Raw genomic sequence first — 23,374 nt, forward strand, 5'->3', positions numbered from 1 at the left:
GGCGCGCCCGACCGCGTCGCTACGTCTCGGCGTCCCGGTCGTGGCGATCACACGAACTGGAAGCCGACCCACATCGCCGCCGCGGCGACGATCGGGATGGTGAGGTTGTCGTCGATCACGTGCCCGCGGACCGTCGGCGTCACGCCGTCCGCGAGGGTCGCGCCGAGCGCGCCGAGACCGGCGGGGAGCGGCGGGACGCCGGTCGTGAGCGCGATCACGAGGCAGAGACCGAACGTCGCGAGCATCACCGGGAGGGGCTTGCGCCCGAGACCGCCCGCGTAGAGCATCCCGCTGAACGGGTCGGCGAGCGCGAGCAGCAACATCGCGGGCGCGGCGACGAGCGGCGGGAAGCAGAGACCGGTGACGGTCATCCCGACGGCGTAGAGGAAGTAGCCCGCGGGCTTCTCGCGCTCGTACTCGCGGGTGAGTTCGTCGTAGATTCGCCACTCCGCGCGCCCGGTGAGGCGGAGGGATTCGAGGACGACGCCGAGGGCGAGGCCCCCGCAGAGGAACCACTCGACCCAGCGCCACGGCGCGAGGCCGAGGAGCCACGCGAGCGGGATGGCCGCGCCGAGCGCGTGGACGCCGCGCCGCCCGATTTCCGGCATCTACAGGTCGTCGAAGGTCGTCTCGCCCGCGCGCAGCGCCTCCAGCACCGAGCCGAGATCGTCGGTCTCGACGCGCACCTGCGCCGTGCTGTCGCGCTCGCGGAGGGTCACCGTCTCCGGGTCCTCCTCGACGCTCTCGTAGTCCACGGTGACGCAGAAGGGCGTCCCGACCTCGTCCTGTCGCCGGTAGCGCCGCCCGATGTTGCCCGAGTCATCGTAGGTGACGTCGTACCCCTCGCTGCGGAGGTCGGCGGCGAGGTCTTGCGCGCGCTCGCCCATCCCGTCCTTGTCCATCAGCGGGAAGACGGCGACGCCGGTCGGCGCGACGGTCGGCGTGAGTCGGAGGACGGTGCGCTCGCCCTCGTCCACCTCGTCCTCGTCGTAGGCGTGCGCGAGCACGGTGTAGACGGTGCGGTCGATGCCGATGGAGGGTTCGACGACGTGCGGCGTGACGTGGCGGCCGGCCTCCGTCTCCGCCGCGACCTCGAAGCCCGTCTTCTCGGTAGGCATCTCGTACGCCTCGCCGTCCACCTCGACGGTGACCGACTCGCCCTCGAAGGCCGCGCGATCGCGTTCCGCGAGCGTCTGGAGAGCGTCCGCGACGGCGCCGGCCGCTCCGCCGAACTCGGGACCGAGGTAGGCCATGTCGGGATCGACGCTCGCGCGCTCGACCGTCTTCGGCTCGTCGTACTGCTTGAAGACGGTGAAGGAGTCGTCGGCGTGCTCGCCGTGCTTCGAGAGGTCGTAGTCGCCCCGGTAGGCGTAGCCCGCGATCTCGATCCACTCGGGGTCCTCGCCCGCCGCGGAGACGTCCGCCTCCGCGTCCCAGCAGTCGCTGGCGTAGTGCGCGCGCTCGCCCGGTTGGTGCTGGCGATAGCGGAAGCGCTCGAAGTCCACGCCGATCGTCTCGTACCACTCCGTCGCGACGCCGAGGTAGTAGGCGACCCACGGATCGACGATCCCCTCCGTGACTGCCTCGCCGACCGTCGTCTCGACGTATTCGCCGTCGGGTTGGTTCTCCGCGGGGTAGAGCGTCACCTCGACGTCCGCGACCGGCGTGACGTCCGGGTCGTTTCCGGCAGGGTCGACGAACAGTTCGAGTTCGGCCTGCGTGAACTCCCGAGTGCGGACGAGCGCGTTGCGGGGACTGATCTCGTTTCGATACGATTTCCCGACCTGCGTGACGCCGAAGGGGAGTTGGCCGCGGGCGTACTCCTTGAGGCGCGGGAACTCGACGAAGATCCCCTGCGCGGTCTCCGGGCGGAGGTAGCCGGTCTGGCTCGTCCCCGGCCCGATGTTCGTCTCGAACATGAGGTTGAACTCGTCGACGGGCCGGCCGGCGAGCGGCGCGCCGCAACTCGGGCACTCGATGTCGTGGGCGTCGAGGAGCGCCGCGACCTCGTCCGTCGGGAGGCTCTCGGCCTCCTCAATGTCCGTCGCGTCCTCGATGAGGTGGTCGGCGCGGTGGCTCTCGCCGCACGCCGCGCACTCGACGAGCATGTCGTCGAATCCGTCGAGGTGCCCGGAGGCCTCGAAGACGGGTTCGGGCATCACGGTGGGTGCGTCGATCTGCATGTGGCCCTCCGCGACGGCGAAGCGCTCGCGCCACGTCTCCTCGACGCGCTCCTTCAGCGACGCGCCCTGCGGACCGTATGTGTAGAACCCGGAGACGCCGCCGTAGGTCTCGCTCGACTGGAAGAAGAACCCGCGGCGCTTCGCGAGTTCGGTGAGCGCCGTCATAGCGAGGCGACGAGGTCGACGTCTCGAACGATGCCCGCGAGGTCGTCGCCGCTGACGAGCGGGAGTTGTTCGACGTCGTGTTCGAGCATCCGCTGGGCGGCCTCCCGCGCCGTGCGGCGCTTCGTCAGCGTCACGGGATCGCTCGTCATGAACTCGCGGACCGGCTCGCTCGGGATCTCGACGTTCCGCGTCGGGAAGTAGCGATTGCCCGTAGCCTTGATCCCCTCCCACATCCATTCGTCGTCCTCACCGGCGACGCTCGCGCCGACGTCGTCCTCGCCTTCGACGACGCGCGCGACGTCGATGACGTCGGGTTCGGTGAGGATCCCGGTCATCTCGGCCTCGTCGTCGAGCACGACGGCGTAGGGAACGTCCGCGTAGCCGATCTCGCGCTCCGCGACCGTCAGCGGCGTCTCGACGTACGTGGTGTTCACGTCGCGGCGTGCGAGGTCACCGCACGTCGCGTCGCCGTCCGCGTCACCGTCCGCGATGGCGCGCACGACGTCGGTGACGGTGACGATGCCCGCGAGCGCGTCGTTATCGACGACGGGGACGCGTCGGGCGCCCTCGGCGACCATCAGGTGCGCGACGTCGACGATGTCGGTGTCGCCGGTCGTCGTGGGGACCTCGCGCAGCAGCAGCGCGAGTTGGTCTTCGTCCGGGTTCTCGATCAGGTCGGATCGAGAGACGAGACCCCGATAGACCTCCTCTCCGTCCTCGTCCTTCACGACGGGGACGGCGGAGAAGCGCCGTTCTTGGAGGTACTCCAGCACGTCGTCGCGGGTGCCCGGGAGCGAGACGGTGACCACGTCCGCTCGCGGCGTCATGACGTCGGCGACCTTCATGGCGCGGGTTAGGACCGGGGCGCATTTGTAGGCTACGCACCGTGTCTCCCCTCCTCGCCCCAATCGTGGGGGCGAGCGGGGAGACACCCGCGGTAGATTAGCAATCGCGCGGTGCGGAAAATTCCCCTCCTCGCCCCAATCGTGGGGGCGAGCGGGGAGACACCCGCGGTAGACTAGCAATCGCGCGGTGCGGGACGTCCGCTCGCCCGCCCCGTATTCTAAATGGTCATTCATTCGGGTAATGTGACTATTTCGGTACACACACATCACATTTAGATTCCGATATAGCACGATATCGAATTTCTTTGCCGGAGAATATTGTGGACGTCCACGTTTCTCACCCAAACATGCCAGAGTCACGGAGAACCATCGATGGGCTTAAGTAAGTGGTGTCACCTCGTATCATACGACATGGCATCCGATACGACCGTCGTGCCGAGCGCTGACGGCAGCGCCGGTGAGGTCATGGCCGCCGTCGACGAGGACGGCGGCGTGGAGCGTTACGTCATCGCCGACGTCGAACGCGACGAGGCTTGGCTCGCCGCACCCACCGCGGACGCGGCGATGCTCCACGAGATGCGCTAACCCCACTCCTTTTTCTCGTCTGCCCGCCACCCACCCGAACATGGACGCACGGGAGGTCACGGGCGATCGCGAGTTCGTCGCCCGCCTCGACTACGGCGAGGAGTGGTGTGCCGAGATCGAGTCGTTCGTCGCCGCGGCGGACGTCGAAGCCGGGTGGTTCCACGCGACGGGCGCCGTCGAGGACGCCGAACTCGCCTACTACGATCAGGACGCCTTCGCGTACGAGACGGTCCGCTATGACGAACCCCTCGAAGTCACATCGTGTACGGGGACGATCGCGTTGCGGGACGACGAACCCGAGATCTCCGTGCACGCCGTCCTCTCGCGGCCCTCCGGGCAGGCCGTCGCGGGCGCGCTCGAACGCGCGACCGTGTTCGACGGCGAACTCTACTGCCGGACCTTCGACGACTACCTGACCCGCGACGTCGATCCCGCGGGTGGCCGGGCGCTGTGGGAGTGACGTGGCGGCGGAGCCGCCACGAAGACACGAGCGTGGAGTGGAACGACCCGTGAGCAGCGCGGGGCCGAGCGGAGCGAGGGCCCGTGAGCAGCGCGGGGCCGAGCGGAGCGAGGGCCCGCGATAGTGCGAACGAGGAGGAACGACCCGTGAGCAGCGCGGAAATCGGCGACACCGATCGTCCGCCGCGACGACGCGAGCACAACCCTCAATAGCCTCAGCGCTGTACCGTTCGTGAACTGATGCGCCCGGTAGACGACGCCTACTTCGAGGGTCTCGAATCGCGCCTCGATGAGGCCTTCGACGTCGCGGAGGAGGCGAAGACCCGCGGGGAGGATCCCGAACCCGAGGTCGAGATTCCGGTCGCGCGCGACATGGCGGACCGGGTCGAGAACATTCTCGGGATCGACGGCGTCGCCGAGCGCGTCCGCGATCTCGAGGGCGAGATGGGGCGCGAGGAGGCCGCGCTCGCGCTCGTCGAGGACTTCGTCGAGGGGACGGTCGGCGACTACGACACGCGCGCCGGCAAGATCGAGGGCGCGGTCCGCACCGCGGTCGCGCTCCTCACCGAGGGCGTCGTCGCCGCCCCGATCGAGGGCATCGATCGCGTCGAACTCCTCCAGAACGACGACGGCACGGAGTTCGTGAACGTCTACTACGCGGGCCCGATCCGCTCGGCGGGCGGGACCGCCCAAGCCCTCTCCGTGCTCGTCGCGGACTACGCGCGCTCGCTCCTCGGCATCGAGGAGTTTCGGGCCCGCTCGGACGAGGTCGAGCGCTACGCCGAGGAGGTCGCGCTCTACGACGGCGAGACGGGTCTCCAGTATTCGCCGAAGGACACGGAAACGAAGTTCATCGCGAAGCACATGCCGATCATGCTGGACGGCGAGGCCACCGGCGACGAGGAGGTCTCGGGGTTCCGTGACTTAGAGCGCGTGGACACGAACTCCGCGCGCGGCGGGATGTGTCTCGTCCTCGCCGAGGGGATCGCGCTGAAGGCCCCGAAGATCCAGCGCTACACCCGACAGCTCGACGAGGTGGAGTGGCCGTGGCTCCAAGACCTCATCGATGGCGCGTACTACGACGACGGTGGCGACGAGGACGCCGAGGCGGGCGACGACGAGGCGGGTGCGGGAGACGCCGGGGGCGATGCGGATGACGATGCCGACGCGGAGGACACCGCCCCCGGCGGGCCGCCGCGCGTCGATCCCTCGACGAAGTACCTCCGCGACTTGATCGCGGGCCGGCCGGTGTTCGGCCACCCCTCGGAGGCGGGCGGCTTCCGACTCCGATACGGGCGCGCGCGAAACCACGGCTTCGCGACCGCCGGCGTGCATCCGGCGACGATGCACGTCGTGGACGACTTCCTCGCGACGGGCACGCAGATCAAGACCGAGCGCCCGGGGAAGGCGGGCGGCGTCGTCCCCGTGGACTCGATCGAAGGCCCGACGGTGAAGCTCGCGAACGGCGACGTCCGGCGGATCGACGACCCCGCGGAGGCCCGCGAGGTGCAAAACGGCGTCGTCGAGATCCTCGATCTGGGCGAGTACCTCGTGAACTACGGCGAGTTCGTGGAGAACAACCATCCGCTCGCGCCCGCCGGCTGGACGGTCGAGTGGTGGGAGCAGGCGTTCGCGGCCGACGGCGCGGACGTGCAGGCCCTCCGCGACTCGCCGTACGTCGATCTCGCCGATCCGGACGCCGAGCAGGCCCTCGCGTGGGCCGAGGACTACGACGCGGCGCTCCACCCGAAATACACCTACACGTGGCACGATCTCGCGCTCGGCGACCTGTGCGCGCTCGCGGACGCGATCGACGGCGCGGCCGTTCAGGACGGCGCGCTCCGGATCCCGAACACCGACGGCGCTCGCGACGCCCTCGAACGCCTCCTCGTCGAGCACATGCAGGGCGACGCGACGCTCACCGTGCCCGATTGGCGCCCGCTCGTTCGCACGCTCGGGTTCGACGACGATCTCGAGCGTGACTGGTCGGCCGACGACCTGAGCGACGACGCCCGCGAGTGGCCGAACGCGATGCGGGCCGTCGAGGCGCTCGCGCCGTTCGCCGTGCGCGAGCGCGCCCCGACGCGCATCGGCAACCGGATGGGTCGTCCCGAGAAGTCCGAATCACGCGACCTCTCGCCCGCCGTTCACACGCTCTTCCCGATCGGCGACGCCGGCGGCCCACAGCGTTCCTTCCGCGACGCCGCCGACTACGCGCCCGACATGCGCGCCGAACAGGGTCTCGTTGACGTCCAGATCGGCGAGCGCGTCTGCCCGGACTGCGGCGAACACACCTACAAGCCCCGCTGTGAGGCTTGTGGCGGGTGGACGGACCCGTACTACGAGTGTGACGACTGTGGCGTCGTCGCCCACCCCGACGAGTCCGGACGCGTGGAGTGCCCGCGCTGCGAGCGCGAACTCGACAACGTCGAGCGACAGACGGTAGACATTCGCTCAGCCTACCGTGACGCTCTCCAAGCCGTCGGCGAGCGCGAGAACGCCTACGACATCCTCAAAGGCGTCAAGGGGCTCACCTCCACCGAGAAGATCCCCGAACCCATCGAGAAGGGCGTCCTCCGGGCGAAACACGGCGTCACGACGTTCAAGGACGGTACCGTCCGCTACGACATGACGGACCTCCCAGTCACGTCCGTCCGCCCCGCCGAACTCGACGTCACGGTCGAACAGTTCCGCGAACTCGGCTACGACGAGGACATCGAGGGGCGCCCGCTCGAACACGACGACCAGCTCGTCGAACTGCGCGTACAGGATATCGTCCTCCCCGATGGGGCCGCCGAGCACATGCTCAAGACCGCGGATTTCGTCGACGACCTCCTCAGCGACTACTACGGCTTAGAGCCCTTCTACGAGGTCGAGGAGCGCGACGATCTGGTCGGCGAACTCGTCTTCGGGATGGCGCCACACACCTCCGCCGCGGTCGTCGGGCGCGTCGTCGGCTTCACGTCGGCGGCGGTCGGCTACGCGCATCCGTACTTCCACGCCGCGAAGCGGCGGAACTGCTTCCACCCCGAGACGAAGGTCTGGTTCGAGGACGAGTCGGGTGAGACGCGCTACGAGGAAATCGAGACGCTCGTCGAGGACCGACTCGACCCCGAGAGCGCCGACACAGACGATTTCGGGACGCTCGTGCAGGACCTCGACGGCGACGTCCACGTCCCGTCGGTCGATCGCGACGGAAACGTCGTCCGCAAGCCCGTCAGCGCGGTGTCGAAGCACCGCGCGCCCGACCACATGGTGCACGTCGGGACGCGGAGCGGGCGGGAGATCACGGTCACGCCCGACCACGAATTGCTCTGCTGGCGTGGCGGAGAAATCGAGCGCGTCGCGGCCCGCGATCTCGACGGTGGCGAGCGCGTCCCCGCGAAACCCGACGCGCCCGAGAGGACTCCCGCGGCAGCGGTCGCGGACGGTGGCGCGCTCGAACGCGACACCATCGAGACCGTAACGTATACGGAATCTGACGGGGAATACACGTACTGTCTGACCGTTGAAGACACTCACTCGCTATTCGCCGAAAACATGGCCGTCGCCCAGTGTGACGGCGACGAAGACTGCGTCATGCTCCTGCTGGACGGCCTGCTGAACTTCTCGAAGTCATATTTACCCGACAAACGTGGTGGTCGTATGGACGCGCCCTTGGTGATGTCCTCGCGCATCGACCCCACGGAGATCGACGACGAGGCCCACAACATGGACGTCGTGGAGCAGTACCCCGTGGAGTTCTACGAGGCGACGCGCGAGATGGCGGACCCGGAGGACGTCGACATCGCGATCGCGGAGGACTCCCTCGGCACCGATTCGGAGTACACGGGCTTCTCGCACACGCACGACACGAGCGACATCGCGCTCGGGCCAGACCTGTCGGCGTACAAGACGCTCGGTTCGATGATGGAGAAGATGGACGCGCAGCTCGAACTCGCGCGAAAGCTCCGCGCCGTCGACGAGACCGACGTCGCGGAACGCGTCATCGAGGGCCACTTCCTCCCCGACCTCATCGGCAACCTCCGCGCCTTCTCGCGTCAGGAGACGCGCTGTCTCGACTGCGGGGAGAAATACCGCCGAATGCCACTCAGCGGGGAGTGTCGCGAGTGCGGCGGGCGCGTCAACCTCACCGTCCACGAGGGGTCCGTGAACAAGTACATGGACACCGCGATTCAGGTCGCGGAGGAGTACGACTGCCGCGAGTACACGAAACAGCGCCTCGAAGTCTTGGAGCCTCCCTCGAATCCGTCTTCGAGGACGACCACAACAAGCAGAGCGGTATTGCCGACTTCATGTAGGACTTTTTTGCCGTTCGGGTGCGCTCCGCGCACCCGAACGGCAAAACCTCCACTAGAAAGTCCCGCGCGGCGACGCCGCGCGGTGGGTACGGGTCCGCGTGCGCCGCTGCACGCACTCGCACTTCCTTCTCAGGCCGTTAGCGTCCCGACATCCACGTCCTCGGCCACGTCGCGGAGCGCGTCGAGCGTCTCGGCGACGTCGTCCAGCGTCGTCAGCGGGTTCATCAGCGTCAGCTTCAGCGCTTCGACGCCGTCGACTTCGGTGCGGGCGATGACGGCGCGCCCGTCGCGGACGAGGGCTTCGCGAGCGGCCGTGTTCAGCGCGTCGAGTTCGGCGTCGTCCAGCTCCGCGGGTTCGTAGCGGAAGACGACGGTGTTGAGCGACGGCTCGGCGAGGAGCGCGAAGTCCGGGGCGGAGTCGAGCAGCGTCGCGACGCGGTTCGCGGTCGTGAGCACCGTCTCGACGACGTCGGCGACGCCCTCGCGGCCGAGCGCGCGGAACGTCAGATAGGGTTTGAGCGCGTCGAAGCGCCGCGTCGTCTGCGTCGACTTCCAGACGAGGTTCGGGAGCGCGGAGTCCGCGGGGTTGAGGTAGTCGTCGTTGCGCGCGGCGTAGCCGAAGTCCGCGCGGTCGGCGACGAGGAGCGCGCCGCAGCTGATCGGCTGGAAGAACAGCTTGTGGAAGTCCACGGAGACGGAGTCAGCGCGCTCGACGCCCGCGAGTCGATCGGCGTCGTCGGTGAGCGCGAGCGCCCCGCCGAAGGCGGCGTCCACGTGGAACCACGCGTCGTGCGCGGCCGCGCGGTCGGCGAGCGCGTCGAGCGGGTCGATCGCCCCGAAGTCCGTCGTCCCGGCGGTGCCGACGACGGCGAAGACGTGCTCGCCCGCCTCCTCGAGACGTTCGAGCGTCGCGTCGAGCTTCTCCGCGTCCATCCGATGCTCGTCGTCCGTCTCGACGGTGACGACGGCGTCGTGACCGAGACCGAGATGGTGGGCGGACTGCTCGGCCGTGAAGTGCGCGTCCGCGGAGCAGACGACCCGGAGGTCGCCGGCCTCGGGCGGCAGCCCATCGCGCTGGACGTCGTGGTCGAAGTGTTCCAGACAGTAGCGATCGCGCGCGAGCAGGAGCGCTTGGAAGTTCGACTGCGTGCCGCCGCTGGTGACGACGCCGTCGGTCTCGTCGCCGAGGTCGAAGAGGCCGCCGAGCGTCTCGACGAGGCGTTCCTCGACGACCGTCGCGGCGCCGCTCTGGTCGTAGGAGTCGAGCGACTGGTTCGTCGCGGACACCAGCGCCTCCGCGGCGAGGCCGGGCACCATCGGCGGGCAGTGGAGGTGCGCGGCCGTCCGCGGGTGCGAGACGTTGACGCTGTCCGCGAGGACGTCCTCGGCGACCTCGTCGATGGCGGCGTCGAGACCGATCCCCGACTCGGGGAGGACGTCGTCGGGCAGCGCCTCGCGGATCGCCTCGGGCTTGATCCCGGAGAACGGGTCGTCGGTGTCGGTCGCGTCGATCGCGGCCTCGGTCGCGCGCCCGAGCGCGTCGCGGTACGCCTCGGCGCCGCGCTCGGTGCCGAGGAAGTGCGAGTCGACGTCGCCGTCGTCGCTCATTCGTCGCCCTCCGCGTTCACGGCGGCCGCGACGGCCTCCGCGAAGATGCTCGCGATCTCGTCGACCTCGGACTCGTCGACGACGAGCGGCGGGAGGAAGCGCGCGGTCGAGCCGCCGCGCCCGCCGAGTTCGATGACGAGGCCGCGCTCGAAGCACTCGGTGCGCACGCGGTCGGCGAGGTCCTCGTCCGCCGGGCGCGCGCCCGCGTCGTCGGGTTCGGCGTCGCCGTCGACGAACTCCACGCCGAGCATGAGTCCGCGGCCGCGGACGTCGCCGACGGCGTCGTAGCGCGCGGCGAGGTCGTCGAGGGAATCCCGGAGGCGCGCGCCCATCCGCTCGGCGTGGTCGTCGAGGTCGTGTTCGAGCACGTAGTCGATGGTGGCCTCGCCGGCCGCCATCGCGAGCTGGTTCCCTCTGAACGTGCCGGCGTGCGCGCCCGGCTCCCAGACGTCGAGGGACTCGTCGTAGACGACGACTGCGAGCGGGAGACCGCCGCCGACGGCCTTCGAGAGCGTGACGGCGTCCGGCGTGATGTCCGCGTGCTCGAACGCGTACGTCTCGCCGGTGCGCCCGAGGCCGGACTGGATCTCGTCGACGACCATCGGAATGTCGCGCTCGCGGGTGATGCGACGGATCTCGCGCGTCCACTCGTCCGGGGCGGGCACCGCACCGCCCTCGCCCTGCACGAGTTCGACGAAGAGGCCCGCGGGGTCGCTGAAGCCGCGGCCGGGATCGTCGAGGAAGCGCTCGACGTAGCGCGCGGCCCGCGCCCCGTCGTCGTCGCCCGCGTCGCCGAACGGGCTCCGGTATCGGTAGGGATAGGGGAGGTGGTGCACGCCGGGCATGAGGGTCGACAGCTCGTCCTTGGCGTGCGTGTCGCCCATCATCGACAGCGCGCCGTTCGTCATCCCGTGGTACGCGCCGCGGAACGCGAGGACGTCGTCGTTCCCGGTCGCGGTCTTCACGAGCTTCAGCGCGGCCTCGACGGCGTCCGTGCCGGCAGGGCTACAGAACTGCACCTTCGCGGTCTCGGAGAAGTCGTCCGGGAGGCTCGCCATGAGCGAGTCGACGAAGCGCTCCTTCGCCGGCGTCGTGATGTCGAGCGTGTGGATCGGCCGGTCGTTTTCGAGCGCCGTCTCCATCGCCTCGTTCACGACGGGGTGGTTGTGCCCGAGCGCGAGCGTGCCCGCGCCCGCGAGGCAGTCGTAGTACGTGTTCCCGTCCATGTCGGTCAACTCGACGCCTTTCGCTTCGCGGATGGCGAACGGGAGGTGGCGCGGATAGGTGCGGGCGCTCGACTCGCGCGACGCCTGCTGCTCCAATAGGTCCGCGTTCCCGATGTCCTCGTCCGTCACCGCCCGACCCCCCGCGTCCGTCGTTCCGTCGATCGCACCGTCTCAATCACGCCACCATCTATCGGATACGGCGGTAGTACGGTGTCGGATGTCGAACTCGTTGCCTACTGTGGTGTGGGTCCGTCCCACATTCTTTCGGCGGTTGGCTTTAAGGGACGACCCGGCGAACGTCCCCTGCATGAGTGACGACTCAGCGGTGAAGATCGGAACCGCGGTGTACGACGAGGACGGAAACGAGATCGGTACCGTCCGCGGCTTCAATTCGGACGGGTTCTTCGTCACGACTCGGACGGGCGTCGCCTCCCTCTCCGTGGAGCACGAGCACACGCCCCACGATCTCGGCGAGGCCGAACTCCTCTGGCGCTGCTCCGACTGCGGCGAACTCGGCGACATCGCGGACATCCCGGACAGCTGTCCGGAGTGTGGCGCGCCGCGCGAACACCTCTACTACTGGACGGAGGACTGAGCGACACCGCTCACGGCCGGCGCCGTCGCTACGCGACGTGCAAAAACGGGGAGAAGTCGGTTCTCAGAACGGGGCCTGCGGGCCTTCGTCGTCCTCGGCGCCGTCGTCGGACGTCTCGCCGGGGAAGGAGGGACTCATGCCACCGGAGTGGCCACCGTCCATCCCGGTGTCGGCGTTGACCGTCTCGATCTCCGGGATCTCCTGCGTCATGCGGGCCTTGATGGCCTGAATCGTCATCGGAGAGATGCCACACCCCGAGCAGGCACCGCTCAGCTGAATGTCGACCTCGCCGGTCTCTCGATCGATGTTCGTGATCGAAGCGCTCCCGCCGTGCATCTGGATCTGCGGGAAGTTCCGACGGAGGAAGCTCGCGACGCGGTCCTCGAGGTCGTCCCCGGACTGGCTCTCGGTGCTCATATCGACTAGTAGGTGATTCGCGGCCTTAGGCTTTTGGTTGCCCGTCGTCCTCGTCCGCGAAATCGAAGACGACGCGCAGTTGGTGTTCGATCCCCGCGACGTACAGATCGAGGAGTTCGCGAGCCTTCTCCGTCTCGACGACGCCCTCCAGTCGGTCCATCGGGTCGTCCGGGAGTTCGACGCTGAACTCGCCGTCGCCCTCGTAGTGGGGTTCGCTCTCGTTGAGCACCTGCTGGTCGAGCGAGTGGACGAGCGAGCTGTCGTACTCCGCGTTGAGTTCGTTGAACGCGCGCTTGTACGCGGTCTGGAGCTGCGGGAAGTAATCCGTGTACTTGCCCTCCTCGAACTCCTCCGGCGTGAAGTCGGCCATGCCCGGATTTCGATGCCGAGGCGCTAAAAGCCGGACGGTCCGACTCGATACATCGCATGTCGCGATATCAAATGTCGCGCGCCATCGTCAGCTCGACGCCGCCCCGCCGGACGATCGCGAAGTCGAAACGCCGATAGAGCGCGCGAGCGCGGCGGTTCGACGACTCGACGGCGAGCCAAACGCGACCGCCGCCGCGGTCCCGGTGCGCACCGAGAAGCCCACAGAGGAGGGCAGTGCCGACGCCGACACCGCGCGCGTCCGGGGCGACGAAGACGGCGAGTTCGTGGGCGTCGCCGGCACCGAGGAGTGCGGCGTGACCGACGATACGGCCGTCTCGCCGCGCGACGGCGTTCCGCGCGTCGAGCAGCGTCTCGATCCACTCCCGCCGATCCTCGGGGCGTGCCGGCGGGAGACCTTGCGTGCGATCGGCCGGCGGGAACGCGTCGTACATCGCGGCCAGCGCCGCCGCGTCGCCGTCGTCGGCGGTGTCGATACGCACTCGGCCGCCGTCGGCGGCGGTGCGGCAGAAGGGTGTGTCGCGAAGCGGGTCGTCCATCGCTCGGGTCGCGTCCTCGGTCATATCGGGGGCGTGCGCTGTGGCGGTCGCTCGATCGGGTCGGTGGGAGTACGAGTCGCGTCGCGGGTCGTGCTCGCGTGGGGTACTGCTGCGGCCATATCGGGATTCGGGATCCCCGGCCACAAAAACATAACGGTCGTTTATGATATATCCAGTTGGTCGCCAACGGCCGCGTCGGCGGCCGCGACGAAGGCCTCCTCGCGGCCCGCCGGCACCGTCGCGCCCGCCGCGACCTCGTGGCCGCCGCCGTCCCCGCCGACCGCGCTCGCGGCCTCCGACGCCACCGCGGAGAGATCGAGTCCCCGCTCGACGAGCCGCGGCGTCCCGCGCATCGACACCTTCACGGACGGTTCGCCATCGGACTCACCGGCGTCTCCCTTCGCCGCGAACGCCACGATCGGGACGCCCGCGTCCACGCCGTCCTCACCCATCGCCATCCCGGCGACGATCCCGACGACGGTCTCGGGGAGTCGATCGCCGACGTGGAACCACTGGACGTTGTCCTCGCGCTCGACGCCGACCTCTCGCACCACGTTCACGCCCGTCGCCAGCGTCCGGCGGTGTTCGCGCAGCAGTTCACGCGCCGCGTCGAGGGGCGCGCCGCGCTCGCCGCGACAGACCGCGAGTCCGACCGCCGCCCGATCGTAGCGCGCCGTCGCGTTCAGGAGGGTGGAGAACTCGCTCGCGTCCCGAAGCTCCGTACCGGGTTCCTCCTCGAGCAGCGTGTACGTCGTCCCCACGAGCGCCTCCACCTCCTCGACGTCGACGCCCGTACGAACCGCGCGCTGGACGAGCGCGCTCACGACCGTCCGGCGCTCCGCGACGTCGAGGTCGGCCCACGTCTTCCACTCGCCGTCCGCGCGCAACTCGGCGTCCAGCGCGTCGAGGAACCGCAGCGCCCCGTTCCGATCGCCCGTGATTCCCGGAATCGGCACGTCGCTCGCGTACGCGAGGAGCTTCGGGAGCGGGCGCGTCTGCGTCCCGAACACCGCGAGATCCCTCGTCGCGTCGAGCACGCCCGCGTCCACGCCCTCCGCGACGATGCCGGTGTTCGCGCCGACGAGTTCGCCATCCACGACCTGCATGTCGCCGACCGCACCAACGACCGCGAGCGCCGCCAGATCGCGATTGTCGCCTCGCTCGCCTTCCAGCGCCCGCGCCACGCAGTAGCTCGCGCCCGCGCCCGAAAGCTCGCTCCCCCCATCGATCCCTTCGAGGAGGGGATTGAGGTGGGACTCGACGTCCGCGTCCGCCGGCTGGTGGTGGTCGGCGACCACCGGCGTGAACGCGTCGTACTCGGTGATGACGTCGAGCTGACCGCTCCCGAAGTCAGTGAAGAACGCGGTGTCGTAGCTCGCGTCGGCGTAGCGTTCGATCGCCGCGCGATCGAGTTGCTTCTCGAAGACGACGTCGTGCGCGATGCCGGCGCGTTCGAGCGCCGTACTGGCGATCCCGGCGCTCGTCAAGCCGTCGGCGTCGATGTGCGACGCGAGCAGGAGGTCGTCGGCCTCGCGGAGCCGATCAGCGCACCGCGCGGCCCGTCGAGCGAGTTCGGGGACGGGGGCGTCCATCGCCTCTCCCTACGCGCGCGCCCGCCGATAAACTCCCGTCTTCGTCCCGTCTTCGACTAGTCGTGACGACTCGGCGCCGCTTCCTCGACGACCGCGGCCGCGAGCGCGTCGAACGACGCCTCGTCCGGGACGACGTCCACGTCGACGCCGTGGCGCTCCGCCGTCCGCGCCGTCGGCTCGCCGATACAGCCGACGACGGCGTCGTTCAGGCCCGCGATCGCGTCCTCGCGGACGCCGCGCGCCGTCGCGGCCTCGAGGAAGTGCTCGACGGTGAGCGAGGAGGTGAACAGCGCGGCCTCCAGTTCGCCATCGGCCGCGCGCTCCGCCGAGACGCCGGCTTCGGGCGGCCGGACGAGCCGGTAGAGCACCGTCTCGTGGACGTACGCGCCCGCGTCTTCGAGACCGTCCGTCAGCACCGCCGAACCGTGATCCGAGCGCGCCACCTCGACGCGCGCGCCGTCCACCGCGTCCGTGAGCGCCCCAACGAGGCCCTTACTGGAGAACTCCGCGGGAACGAGATCGACCTCGTATCCGTGTTCGCGGAGCGCGTCCGCCGTGCTCTCGCCGATCGCGCAGACGGACACCCCTGTCCTATCCCACCCGGTCTCCGCGACGAGTTCGACGCCGGTCTTGCTCGTCAGGATCGCGTAGTCGGCGTCCTCGCGCGCCGCGTTCCCCGTGGGTTCGACGGCGAGCATCGCGTCCCGCACCGGCGTCGCACCGAGCGATTCCAGCAGCTCGACCGCGTCGTCGAGGCGGCCGTCGTCCGGACGGAAGACCGCCGCGCGCACCCGCTGCGTCATCGGAGGAACGCCTCCAGTTCGTCGCGGACGCCGGCGACGCCGCCGATCACGGTCACGGCGGGCGGTTCGATGCCGGCCTCGTCGCGCGCGTCGACGATGGTGTCGAGCGTGCCCGTCGCGACCGCCTGATTCGGACGCGTCCCGCGCGAGACGAGCGCGACGGGCGTCTCGGGATCCATGCCCGCCTCGACGAGCGCCGCCGTGTACTCGGGGAGCCGCGTGACGCCCATCAGGACGACGATGGTACCACCGGCGTCCGCGAGCGCCGCCCAGTCCACGCTCGACTCCGGTTTCGTCGGGTCCTCGTGGCCGGTGACGAACGTCACCGACGAGGCGTGATCGCGGTGCGTCACCGGGATGCCCGCGACGCCGGGCGCGGCCACCGGCGAGGTGACGCCCGGCACGACCTCGAAGGCGATCTCGTGTGCGGCGAGGTATTCGGCCTCCTCGCCGCCGCGCCCGAAGACGAACGGATCGCCCCCCTTCAGGCGCACCACGCTCTTCCCCTCGCGCGCGTACTCGACGAGGCGCTCGTTGATCTCCGCCTGCGACGTCCGTTTATCACTGTGCGCGCGCTTGCCGACGTCCTCCGCGTTCCCCTCGGGGATGCGATCGAGGATCTCCGGGCCGGGAAGCCTGTCGTGGAGGACGACGTCCGCGCTCTCGAGGAGGTCGCGGGCCTTCACCGTCAGCAGGTCGGGATCGCCCGGTCCGCTGCCGACGAGGTAGACGGTACCGGCCTCGGCGGTCGTCATCCCTCCGTCGCCTCCGCGATGAGGTCCGCGGCGCCCGCGTCCGCGAGGTCCGCGGCGAGTTCGCGCGCTTCGCGCGCGTAGTCGTCGAGGTCGAGTTCGCGCGTCTCCGACACCGCGCTCGCGCCGTCCGCCGAGTAGACCTGCACGTCCGTCCGGACGACCTCGCCCCGCAGGAAGGCGTGGACGCCGATCGGCGCGATGCAGCCGCCGCCGAGTTCTTCGAGGACGACGCGCTCGACGGTCGTCTCGACGCGCGAACGCGGGTGATCGAGCGCCTGCTGGATCCGCTCCGCGACCTCGCTCCCCTCGCGCGCCGTCACCGCGAGCGCGCCCTGCCCCGGTGCGGGGACGAACTCGCCCGTCGGCAGATCGACGAGGTCGACGCCGTGCGCGAGTCCGGAGCGTTCGAGACCCGCCCGCGCGAGGACGATCGCGTCGTATTCGATCTCAACCTCGCGGCCCAACGCCTGCTTCTCCAACTCGGAGAGCGATTCGAACCACGCCTCGACCGTCTCGCCGTATTCGCGCTCGACCGCGTTCGGCTCCCCATCGTCGCCCGTCTCGGCGCGCTCGCGCGCCTCCTGATACGCCTCCTCGGCCTCCTGACGTGCTTCGTGTTCGGCCTGCAAGTGCGACGCCAACAGCTTCTCGACGCGCGTGTCGACGTTGCCGCGGAGATCAGTGACGGTCAGGTCGGGGCGGTGCGCGCGTACTTGTGCGCCCCGGCGCATGCTCGACGTACCGACGACGCCCCCCTCGGGGAGCTCGTCGAACTCGATCCCGCCGGGGGTCACGAGAGCGTCGCCGGCGCTCGCGCGCCGCGGGACCGCCGCGACCACGAGGTCGTCCGGCATCTCCGTCGGGACGTCCTTCATCGAGTGGACCGCGGCGTCCACGTCACCGTCCAGCACGCGTTCGTCGAGCGCGCGGACGAACGCGCCCGTCCGTCCGAGGTCCGCGATGCGCTCGTCGGTGATTCGATCGCCCTCGGTCTCGACCTCCACGAGCTCGACGTCGTGGCGTCGCTCCTCCAATGCGGCCTCGATCTCGCCCGCCTGCCGCAGCGCCAGCGACGACCCCCGCGTCGCCAGCTGAATGGACTCTCGCATACCGTGTCCTCCGACTCGCGTCTTGAAACCCCCTTCGGACCGCCGATCAGAGCGCGTCTCGGTAGGCCTCGATCGTCTCCTCGACGTCGGTCTCGGTGTGGCTCGCGGAGACGAACTGCGATTCGAACTGGTTCTGCGAGAGCATGATTCCCGCCTCACGCATCTCCGGGCGGAAGACGCGGTTCCACCGCTGGACGTTCGCGCGCCCGACGTCCGCGCCGTTCCGCGGGGCCTCCCCGTCGCGCGTGAAGACGACCTTGAACAGCGAGTCCGTCCCGACGACGCTGTACGCCGGCGCGCGCTCCGCGACGACGTCTCGGAGACCGTCGCGCAGACGCTCGCCGAGCGAGTTCACGTGCTCGTAGACGTCGTTCTCCGCGGCGTAGGTGAGCGTCTCCAGTCCCGCGGCCATCGTCACCGGGTGCCCGGAGAACGTCCCCGCCTGAAAGACGTCGCCCGACGGCGTGAACTCCTCCATGATCTCCGTCCGACCGCCGATGGCGCCGATCGGGAACCCGCCGCCGATGACCTTCCCGAACGTCGTGAGGTCGGGCGTGATCCCGTACTCCCCCTGCGCGCAGGAGAGACCGCCGACGCGGAAGCCCGTGATGACCTCGTCGAAGACGAGCAGCGCGCCGTGGTCCTCGGTGAGGTCGCGCAGCGTCTCGTGGTAGCCCGCCTCCGGCTCGACGATGCCCTTGTTCGCGAGGATCGGCTCGACGAGGACGGCCGCGATGTCGTCGCCGTGCTCCGCGAAGACCTCGGACGCAGCCTCCTCGTCGTTGAACGGAACCGTCAGGGTGTGCTCGGCGAAGGACTCGGGGATGCCGGGCGAGGACGGCGTCGCGCCCTCGCCGCCGCCCTCGACGAGCGTCGACTCCTGCGCGCCGTGATAGCCGCTCTCCATCACGACGATCTTGTCACGGCCCGTGTAGCCGCGCGCGAGGCGCACGGCGGAGACGGTGGCCTCCGTCCCGGAGTTGACGAAGCGCACCATCTCGACGCTCGGGACGTGGCGCGCGATGAACTCCGCGTGCTCGACCTCGACCTCCGTCGGCATCCCGTACATGGGACCCTCGCTCGCCCGGCGCTGGATCGCCGACTGGACGGACTCCGGGACGTCGTGGCCGAGGAGGAGCGGCCCGAGACCCATCACCCAGTCGACGTACTTGTTCCCGTCCGCGTCGACGACGCGGCCGGCATCGCCCTTCCGCACGAACGTCGGATACGGCTGCGGCGCCGCGCGCACCGAGGAGTTCACGCCGCCCGGCAGCACGCCGAGCGCCCGGTCGTAGAGATCGCGCGAAGTGTCGCGGTTCATGCGCGAAACGAGTACTGCCAGCGGGAAAGACCTTGCTGAGCGGTCGCGCTACACCGCCTCAAGGCCGGTCTTCCCGGTCCGGATCTGCGTCGCCGCGCTCACCGGGAGGACGAACACCTTCCCATCGCCCTTGTTACCCGTCTTCGCGCCCTCGCAGATGGCGTCGACGACGTCGTCGGTGGGGGTGTCCGCGACGACGCACTCGACCTTCACCTTCTGGTGGAGATCGACGACGTACTCCTCGCCGCGCCACTGTCCGGTCGACGCGGGCTGGCTCCCCCGACCCGAGACGTCGGTGACGGTGAGCGACGGCGCGCCGACCTCGGCGAGTTCGGCCTTCACGTCACCGAGCTTGTCCGGCCGGATGTACGCCATGACGAGTTCGATGTCGCTCGCCGGGCGACCCCCGTCCGCGACGGTGCCGCCGTCCGGGATGCTGACTGTGTCGTGCTCGCCGAACTCGGGATAGGTCTCGACGCCGTGCATCGTGACGTCGAGTCCCTCGTACTCGGATTCGGAGTCGACGCGTGCCCAGTTCACGCCGCGCGCGATCGTGAACAGGACGGCGGTGACGCCCGCGCTCAGCGCGCAGACGACGGCGACGCCGAGCACCTGCACGCCGAACGCGGCGAACCGCGAGCCATCGATCGAGGCGGCGACGAAGGGGAACGCGAGCGTCCCGATGATGCCCGCCGTCCCGTGGACGGGGAAGACCGCGCAGACGTCGTCGACGTGCAGGCGGTGCTCGACGACGTCGAAGACGATGGGGAGCTGTGCGCCCGCGATCAGACCGAGGACGATCGCGCCCGGCCACGACGCGACGTCCGCGACCGGCGTGACGCAAACGAGACCCGCGAGGAGACCGTTGGCGAGGTAGAGCGTGTCGAGCTTCCGGGTGCGATACCACGCGAGAGCACCCGCGCCGACGCCGCCGAAGGCCATCCCGAGCGTCGTGTCGAGGGCGACCCGACCGACGTAGGTGAAGTTGTCGAGGACGATGTGGCCGCCGTTCATCGCGAAGACGGAGGCGGCGGTGCCGACGTTGAATCCGTACCACCCGAAACAGAGGATGAGCGTGCCGAGGACGGCGAGCGTGATGGAGTGACCGGGCATCACGTTCGGCGTGCCGTCGGCGTCGTAGCGCCCGCTTCGCGGCCCGATGAGGTACGCGCCGACGAGCGCGCTCACGCCACCGAGGCCGTGGACGATCGCGCCGCCAGCGAAGTCGTGGAAGCCGAGCTGCGCGAGCCACCCGCCCGACCAGACGAGCCCGTCCGCGATCGGATAGACGACGCCCGCGATGACCGCCGTGTAGACGACGTACATCCGCGGCCGGGTACGGCCCGCGACCGCGCCGGAGACGACGTTCGCCGCGGCGATGGCGAAGACGCCGCCGAAGAGCCAGTGCGTCCACGCGCCCGTCTCGTTCGCCGGCGCGTAGACGCCGCCGAACGCGCCGGCGACGTCGAGAGCGCCGCCACCCGTCACCTCGCCGACGATCGCGGCGATCGCCGCGCCGACCGCGAAGTAGACGATGAGGCCGACGACCAGCGTGATGATCGTCTGAGTGAGCTGATTGGCGACGTTCTTCGCGCGCACCTGCCCGGCCTCCAGCATCGCGAACCCCGCCTTCATGAAGAAGATGAGGAACGTGGCGAGGAGCAGCCAGACGAGGTTGACGCCCGTCATGACGGTCGAGAGGTCGCTCACGCCGTCTCACCTCGGATTCGGCCGTCCGTCCGTCCGTTCGCCGGCGCGACGGGGTTCACGGCGCGCCCCCCGCATCGCTACCCGTACTCGTATCGTGCTCAGTCACGGGGGAGCGCAGGGTGTCAACCGATAAAAGCCCTCGCTTAAAATAACCGCCCTATATCCGATTCAGGTAGCCATACGTCCAATTGTTGAAGAAGTATAATGTGTATAAGGAGACCAACGGCCGAGTCGACGGGCGGAAATCGCCGGAACAGTGGACGTGCGTCCACCCCACCGGCGGCCCGAACAGCGAACCTACGTGGCGGCGCGCGACGGCGCCGCCGAGTCGACGAAGTGACTGAGTACGACGAGCGTGGCCGTCGACCAAAGCCACGGATACGCGACTCAGGGTGCGACGATCACCCCCGAGTCTGGCGGCCGCGCGGCACGCGACCGACCGCGACCTCTCCCGACGCCGGGGCGAGCGGGGCCCGTCCCCGGGGCGATCCACGTCGCCGCGTCGACGCCGGGGGTCACGCTCAGATCGCCTCGGGAGCGGGCTTACCGGTGCGAATCTGGAGGGCCTCCTCCACGTCGATGATGAAGCCCTTGCCAGCGGCGGACCGCTTCGCGGCCCGACTGGCCCGCGAGACGGCGGTCGTCTCGCGGATATCGCTGGGAGCGATGCTCCCAGCTGACCACGCGAGGGCCGTGCTCTCGCGGATATCGCCGGAAGCGATGCTCCCAGCTGACCACGCGAGAGCCGTGCTCTCGCGGATATCGCCGGGTTCGTAGGCCGCACTGGATCGGGTCATCCCCCCTCAGACCGCCTCGGGACCAGTCTTACCGGTGCGAATCTGGAGGGCTTCCTCCACGTCGATGATGAAGACCTTGCCGTCGCCGGGTTCGCCGGTCTTCGCGCCCTCCCGAATGGCGTCCGCGACGTCCGCCGCGGGGATGTCGGCGACGACGCACTCGATCTTCACCTTCTGGTGGAGGTCGACGACGTACTCCTCGCCGCGCCACTGCTCGGTCGTCGAGGGCTGGCTCCCCCGACCCGAGACGTTCGTCACGGTGAGCGACGGCGCGCCGACCTCCGCCAGCGACTTCTTCACTTCGCCGAGCCGGTCCGGACGGATGTACGCCATGACCAGCTTGATCTCGCTGTCGTCCTCGCCGCCGTCGGTGCGGAGTTCGCGCTCCTGTTCCTCGACGTCTCTGCCACCGTCCGTACGGATTTCCGTAGTATCCATGACTTCGCCGCCGTCCGTGCGAACCTCGTGCTCGCCGCCGTCCGTGCGTGCCTGATTGCGCTCGCCGCCGTCCGTGACGACGCCCTCGTCGACGAACTCGGGGTAGGCTTCGATGCCGTGCTCGCCGCGGTCGAGTCCGATCTCCTCCTCGTGCTCCTCGACGCGGAGACCCCAGATGCCGTCCGCGATCTTCAGCGCGATGGCCGTCGTGACGATCGTCCAGATCGCGATGACGATGACGCCCGCGATCTGCATCGCGAGCTGCGAGCCGAAGTTCGCGTAGCCGCTCGCGGCGAACACCGGGATCAGGATGGTCCCGATGGCGCCCGCGCTCCCGTGGACCGCGAAGACGCCGCAGACGTCGTCGATCTTGAGGCTCTCGACGACCCAGCGGTAGACGATCGGCGTCTGCACGCCGCCGACGAGGCCGATGATCAGCGCGCCCCACCACGTGACGTGGGCGCACGCGCCCGTGATCGCGACGAGACCGGCGAGCAGGCCGTTCGCCGCGAAGAGCGGGTCGGGCTTGCCCTCCTGCATCGTCGTGACGATGGTCGATCCGACCGCGCCGATACCCATCGCGAGCGTCGTGTTCAGCGCGACGCGACCGAGCGCGCCGCCGTTGAACGTCAGAGTCCCCGCGTCGACGTTCGCGGTCAGGACGCTCGCCTGCGTCCCGACGTTGAAGCCGTACCAGCCGAACGCGAGGATCAACGTCCCGATGACGGCGAAGACGACGGAGTGGCCCGGAATCGGCCGCGGGTTCCCCTCGCTGTCGAAGCGCCCGCGGCGCGGCCCGACCATGTAGGCCGCGACGAGGCCGGCGATGCCGCCGAGCATGTGAACGACCGTCGCACCCGCGAAGTCCTCGTAGCCGGCGCCGATGATCTGGCCGAGGAAGCCGCTCCCGGCGAGCAGACCGCCGCTCCACGCGAACCCCTGAATGACGGGGTAGATGATCGCCGTGAGGCAGATGGCCATGAACACGTACGCGGAGAACTTGATGCGCTCCGCGACCGCGCCCGAGACGATGGTCGCGGCCGTCATCGCGAACACCGCGCCGAAGAGCCAACTGACCCAACTCCCCGAGGAGCTGATGTACGAGAAGGCGCTCGCGAAGCTGAGCGCCTGCCCGCTCGTCAGCATCGCGGCGACCGACGCGATGCCCGCCCCGACGAGGAAGTACACGAGGACGCCGAGCGCCCAGTCCATCATGTTCTTCATGACGACGTTGCCCGCGTTCTTCGCGCGCACCTGCCCGGCTTCGAGCAGCGCGAAGCCCGGCTGCATGAAGAAGATGAGGAAGGTGACGATGAGCACCCACACCGTGTTGACGCCGCTGGCGATGCTGGCGACGTCTACCATTCCTCTCCCCCGTCGGTGCGACCCTGCATTAGACGACCGTGGACCTGAATCGGCGAGTTGCGTGAAATCATCTTGCTAATCTACGAGAGAACCGCAGGGAATGGCTAAACATAACCTTTTGCTTTAAGAACGGGGAATAATGAGAAGTCAACTGTGCGTATGACCGATATTTAT

19 protein-coding genes and 1 pseudogene are annotated in these 23,374 nt (G+C 69.3%); 4 read left to right on the plus strand and 16 right to left on the minus strand.

The features are described 5' to 3' along the window. Positions 1 to 47: 47 nt before the first annotated feature. The 3 genes from AOZ13_RS00005 to AOZ13_RS00015 are packed head-to-tail and all read right to left on the minus strand — an operon-like array spanning position 48 to position 3,193. Positions 48 to 608, minus strand: coding sequence for a hypothetical protein (locus AOZ13_RS00005; protein WP_020221419.1), 561 nt, complete (start codon positions 606 to 608; stop codon positions 48 to 50). Then, positions 609 to 2,348 carry a glycine--tRNA ligase gene (glyS, locus tag AOZ13_RS00010; RefSeq protein ID WP_020221420.1) on the minus strand — a complete coding sequence of 580 codons (1,740 nt, stop codon included), beginning with the start codon at positions 2,346 to 2,348 and terminating at the stop codon, positions 609 to 611. Beyond that, positions 2,345 to 3,193 carry a CBS domain-containing protein gene (locus AOZ13_RS00015; protein WP_020221421.1) on the minus strand — a complete coding sequence of 283 codons (849 nt, stop codon included), beginning with the start codon at positions 3,191 to 3,193 and terminating at the stop codon, positions 2,345 to 2,347. Before AOZ13_RS00015 ends, glyS begins: the two co-directional genes overlap by 4 nt. 411 nt (positions 3,194 to 3,604) lie before the next feature. On the opposite strand from AOZ13_RS00015, the gene AOZ13_RS14285 reads away from it, so the two are divergent. From AOZ13_RS14285 to AOZ13_RS00025, 3 genes and pseudogenes are all read left to right on the plus strand, one after another. Next, a complete protein-coding gene (locus tag AOZ13_RS14285) occupies positions 3,605 to 3,778 on the plus strand; it encodes a DUF7556 family protein (RefSeq protein ID WP_020221422.1) in 174 nt (57 codons plus the stop codon). Between the two features lie 40 nt (positions 3,779 to 3,818). After that, positions 3,819 to 4,238, plus strand: a complete 420-nt coding sequence (locus tag AOZ13_RS00020) for a PPC domain-containing DNA-binding protein (RefSeq protein ID WP_020221423.1) — start codon at positions 3,819 to 3,821, stop codon at positions 4,236 to 4,238. Positions 4,239 to 4,477: 239 nt separating this feature from the next. After that, a pseudogene (locus AOZ13_RS00025) lies at positions 4,478 to 8,538 on the plus strand (DNA-directed DNA polymerase II large subunit). A 129-nt stretch (positions 8,539 to 8,667) separates the two neighbouring features. Here the strand turns inward: AOZ13_RS00025 and AOZ13_RS00030 are convergent. Both AOZ13_RS00030 and AOZ13_RS00035 read right to left on the minus strand, forming a co-directional pair. Then, positions 8,668 to 10,146, minus strand: coding sequence for a pyridoxal phosphate-dependent decarboxylase family protein (locus tag AOZ13_RS00030; RefSeq protein ID WP_020222533.1), 1,479 nt, complete (start codon positions 10,144 to 10,146; stop codon positions 8,668 to 8,670). Continuing rightward, complete coding sequence (locus tag AOZ13_RS00035; protein ID WP_049933608.1) at positions 10,143 to 11,501, minus strand: diaminobutyrate--2-oxoglutarate transaminase; 1,359 nt, start codon at positions 11,499 to 11,501, stop codon at positions 10,143 to 10,145. Before AOZ13_RS00035 ends, AOZ13_RS00030 begins: the two co-directional genes overlap by 4 nt. A 178-nt stretch (positions 11,502 to 11,679) precedes the next feature. On the opposite strand from AOZ13_RS00035, the gene AOZ13_RS00040 reads away from it, so the two are divergent. Continuing rightward, positions 11,680 to 11,967, plus strand: coding sequence for a DUF7130 family rubredoxin-like protein (locus AOZ13_RS00040; protein ID WP_020222444.1), 288 nt, complete (start codon positions 11,680 to 11,682; stop codon positions 11,965 to 11,967). 63 nt (positions 11,968 to 12,030) lie between these two features. Here the strand turns inward: AOZ13_RS00040 and AOZ13_RS00045 are convergent, their stop codons facing one another. The 11 genes from AOZ13_RS00045 to AOZ13_RS00095 form a co-directional block, all read right to left on the minus strand. Then, positions 12,031 to 12,384 carry a NifU family protein gene (locus AOZ13_RS00045; protein WP_020222445.1) on the minus strand — a complete coding sequence of 118 codons (354 nt, stop codon included), beginning with the start codon at positions 12,382 to 12,384 and terminating at the stop codon, positions 12,031 to 12,033. A gap of 25 nt (positions 12,385 to 12,409) precedes the next feature. Continuing rightward, positions 12,410 to 12,754 carry a DUF5783 family protein gene (locus AOZ13_RS00050; RefSeq protein ID WP_020222446.1) on the minus strand — a complete coding sequence of 115 codons (345 nt, stop codon included), beginning with the start codon at positions 12,752 to 12,754 and terminating at the stop codon, positions 12,410 to 12,412. A 67-nt stretch (positions 12,755 to 12,821) separates the two neighbouring features. Next, on the minus strand, positions 12,822 to 13,334 hold the full coding sequence (locus AOZ13_RS00055) for a GNAT family N-acetyltransferase (protein WP_020222447.1): 513 nt from the start codon (positions 13,332 to 13,334) through the stop codon (positions 12,822 to 12,824). Between the two features lie 137 nt (positions 13,335 to 13,471). Continuing rightward, complete coding sequence (locus tag AOZ13_RS00060) at positions 13,472 to 14,902, minus strand: single-stranded-DNA-specific exonuclease RecJ (RefSeq protein WP_021779480.1); 1,431 nt, start codon at positions 14,900 to 14,902, stop codon at positions 13,472 to 13,474. Positions 14,903 to 14,958: 56 nt separating this feature from the next. Continuing rightward, entirely contained in the window at positions 14,959 to 15,705 is a 747-nt protein-coding gene (locus AOZ13_RS00065; RefSeq protein ID WP_021779481.1) for a uroporphyrinogen-III synthase, read from the minus strand. Then, a complete protein-coding gene (gene cobA / locus AOZ13_RS00070) occupies positions 15,702 to 16,460 on the minus strand; it encodes a uroporphyrinogen-III C-methyltransferase (protein WP_020221245.1) in 759 nt (252 codons plus the stop codon). The genes AOZ13_RS00065 and cobA overlap by 4 nt, the downstream gene beginning before the upstream one ends. Further along, on the minus strand, positions 16,457 to 17,569 hold the full coding sequence (hemC, locus tag AOZ13_RS00075) for a hydroxymethylbilane synthase (RefSeq protein ID WP_020221244.1): 1,113 nt from the start codon (positions 17,567 to 17,569) through the stop codon (positions 16,457 to 16,459). The genes cobA and hemC overlap by 4 nt, the downstream gene beginning before the upstream one ends. A gap of 46 nt (positions 17,570 to 17,615) precedes the next feature. Beyond that, positions 17,616 to 18,890: a glutamate-1-semialdehyde 2,1-aminomutase gene (gene hemL / locus AOZ13_RS00080; protein ID WP_020221243.1), complete on the minus strand. Its 1,275-nt coding sequence runs from the start codon at positions 18,888 to 18,890 to the stop codon at positions 17,616 to 17,618. Between the two features lie 48 nt (positions 18,891 to 18,938). After that, positions 18,939 to 20,579 carry an ammonium transporter gene (locus AOZ13_RS00085; RefSeq protein ID WP_044957342.1) on the minus strand — a complete coding sequence of 547 codons (1,641 nt, stop codon included), beginning with the start codon at positions 20,577 to 20,579 and terminating at the stop codon, positions 18,939 to 18,941. 542 nt (positions 20,580 to 21,121) lie between these two features. Beyond that, positions 21,122 to 21,397 (minus strand): hypothetical protein, encoded by a 276-nt coding sequence (locus AOZ13_RS00090; RefSeq protein ID WP_020221241.1) that lies wholly within the window; start codon positions 21,395 to 21,397, stop codon positions 21,122 to 21,124. A 6-nt stretch (positions 21,398 to 21,403) separates the two neighbouring features. Continuing rightward, complete coding sequence (locus tag AOZ13_RS00095; protein ID WP_021779482.1) at positions 21,404 to 23,200, minus strand: ammonium transporter; 1,797 nt, start codon at positions 23,198 to 23,200, stop codon at positions 21,404 to 21,406. Positions 23,201 to 23,374 lie beyond the last annotated feature (174 nt).

This window comes from Halarchaeum acidiphilum MH1-52-1 (genome assembly GCF_000474235.1).
In the GTDB taxonomy this organism is placed as follows: Archaea; Halobacteriota; Halobacteria; order Halobacteriales; family Halobacteriaceae; genus Halarchaeum; species Halarchaeum acidiphilum.

Bases quoted from the DNA above. Each gene is read 5' to 3' on its own strand.
- hemL (WP_020221243.1), bottom strand. From the start codon at position 18,890: ATGAACCGCGACACTTCGCGCGATCTCTACGACCGGGCGCTCGGCGTG.
- hemC (WP_020221244.1), bottom strand. From the start codon at position 17,569: ATGCGAGAGTCCATTCAGCTGGCGACGCGGGGGTCGTCGCTGGCGCTG.
- AOZ13_RS00085 (WP_044957342.1), bottom strand. From the start codon at position 20,579: ATGACGGGCGTCAACCTCGTCTGGCTGCTCCTCGCCACGTTCCTCATC.
- cobA (WP_020221245.1), bottom strand. From the start codon at position 16,460: ATGACGACCGCCGAGGCCGGTACCGTCTACCTCGTCGGCAGCGGACCG.
- AOZ13_RS00065 (WP_021779481.1), bottom strand. From the start codon at position 15,705: ATGACGCAGCGGGTGCGCGCGGCGGTCTTCCGTCCGGACGACGGCCGC.
- glyS (WP_020221420.1), bottom strand. From the start codon at position 2,348: ATGACGGCGCTCACCGAACTCGCGAAGCGCCGCGGGTTCTTCTTCCAG.
- AOZ13_RS00090 (WP_020221241.1), bottom strand. From the start codon at position 21,397: ATGACCCGATCCAGTGCGGCCTACGAACCCGGCGATATCCGCGAGAGC.
- AOZ13_RS00060 (WP_021779480.1), bottom strand. From the start codon at position 14,902: ATGGACGCCCCCGTCCCCGAACTCGCTCGACGGGCCGCGCGGTGCGCT.
- AOZ13_RS00040 (WP_020222444.1), top strand. From the start codon at position 11,680: ATGAGTGACGACTCAGCGGTGAAGATCGGAACCGCGGTGTACGACGAG.
- AOZ13_RS00005 (WP_020221419.1), bottom strand. From the start codon at position 608: ATGCCGGAAATCGGGCGGCGCGGCGTCCACGCGCTCGGCGCGGCCATC.
- AOZ13_RS00020 (WP_020221423.1), top strand. From the start codon at position 3,819: ATGGACGCACGGGAGGTCACGGGCGATCGCGAGTTCGTCGCCCGCCTC.
- AOZ13_RS00030 (WP_020222533.1), bottom strand. From the start codon at position 10,146: ATGAGCGACGACGGCGACGTCGACTCGCACTTCCTCGGCACCGAGCGC.
- AOZ13_RS00055 (WP_020222447.1), bottom strand. From the start codon at position 13,334: ATGACCGAGGACGCGACCCGAGCGATGGACGACCCGCTTCGCGACACA.
- AOZ13_RS14285 (WP_020221422.1), top strand. From the start codon at position 3,605: ATGGCATCCGATACGACCGTCGTGCCGAGCGCTGACGGCAGCGCCGGT.
- AOZ13_RS00015 (WP_020221421.1), bottom strand. From the start codon at position 3,193: ATGAAGGTCGCCGACGTCATGACGCCGCGAGCGGACGTGGTCACCGTC.
- AOZ13_RS00050 (WP_020222446.1), bottom strand. From the start codon at position 12,754: ATGGCCGACTTCACGCCGGAGGAGTTCGAGGAGGGCAAGTACACGGAT.
- AOZ13_RS00045 (WP_020222445.1), bottom strand. From the start codon at position 12,384: ATGAGCACCGAGAGCCAGTCCGGGGACGACCTCGAGGACCGCGTCGCG.
- AOZ13_RS00095 (WP_021779482.1), bottom strand. From the start codon at position 23,200: ATGGTAGACGTCGCCAGCATCGCCAGCGGCGTCAACACGGTGTGGGTG.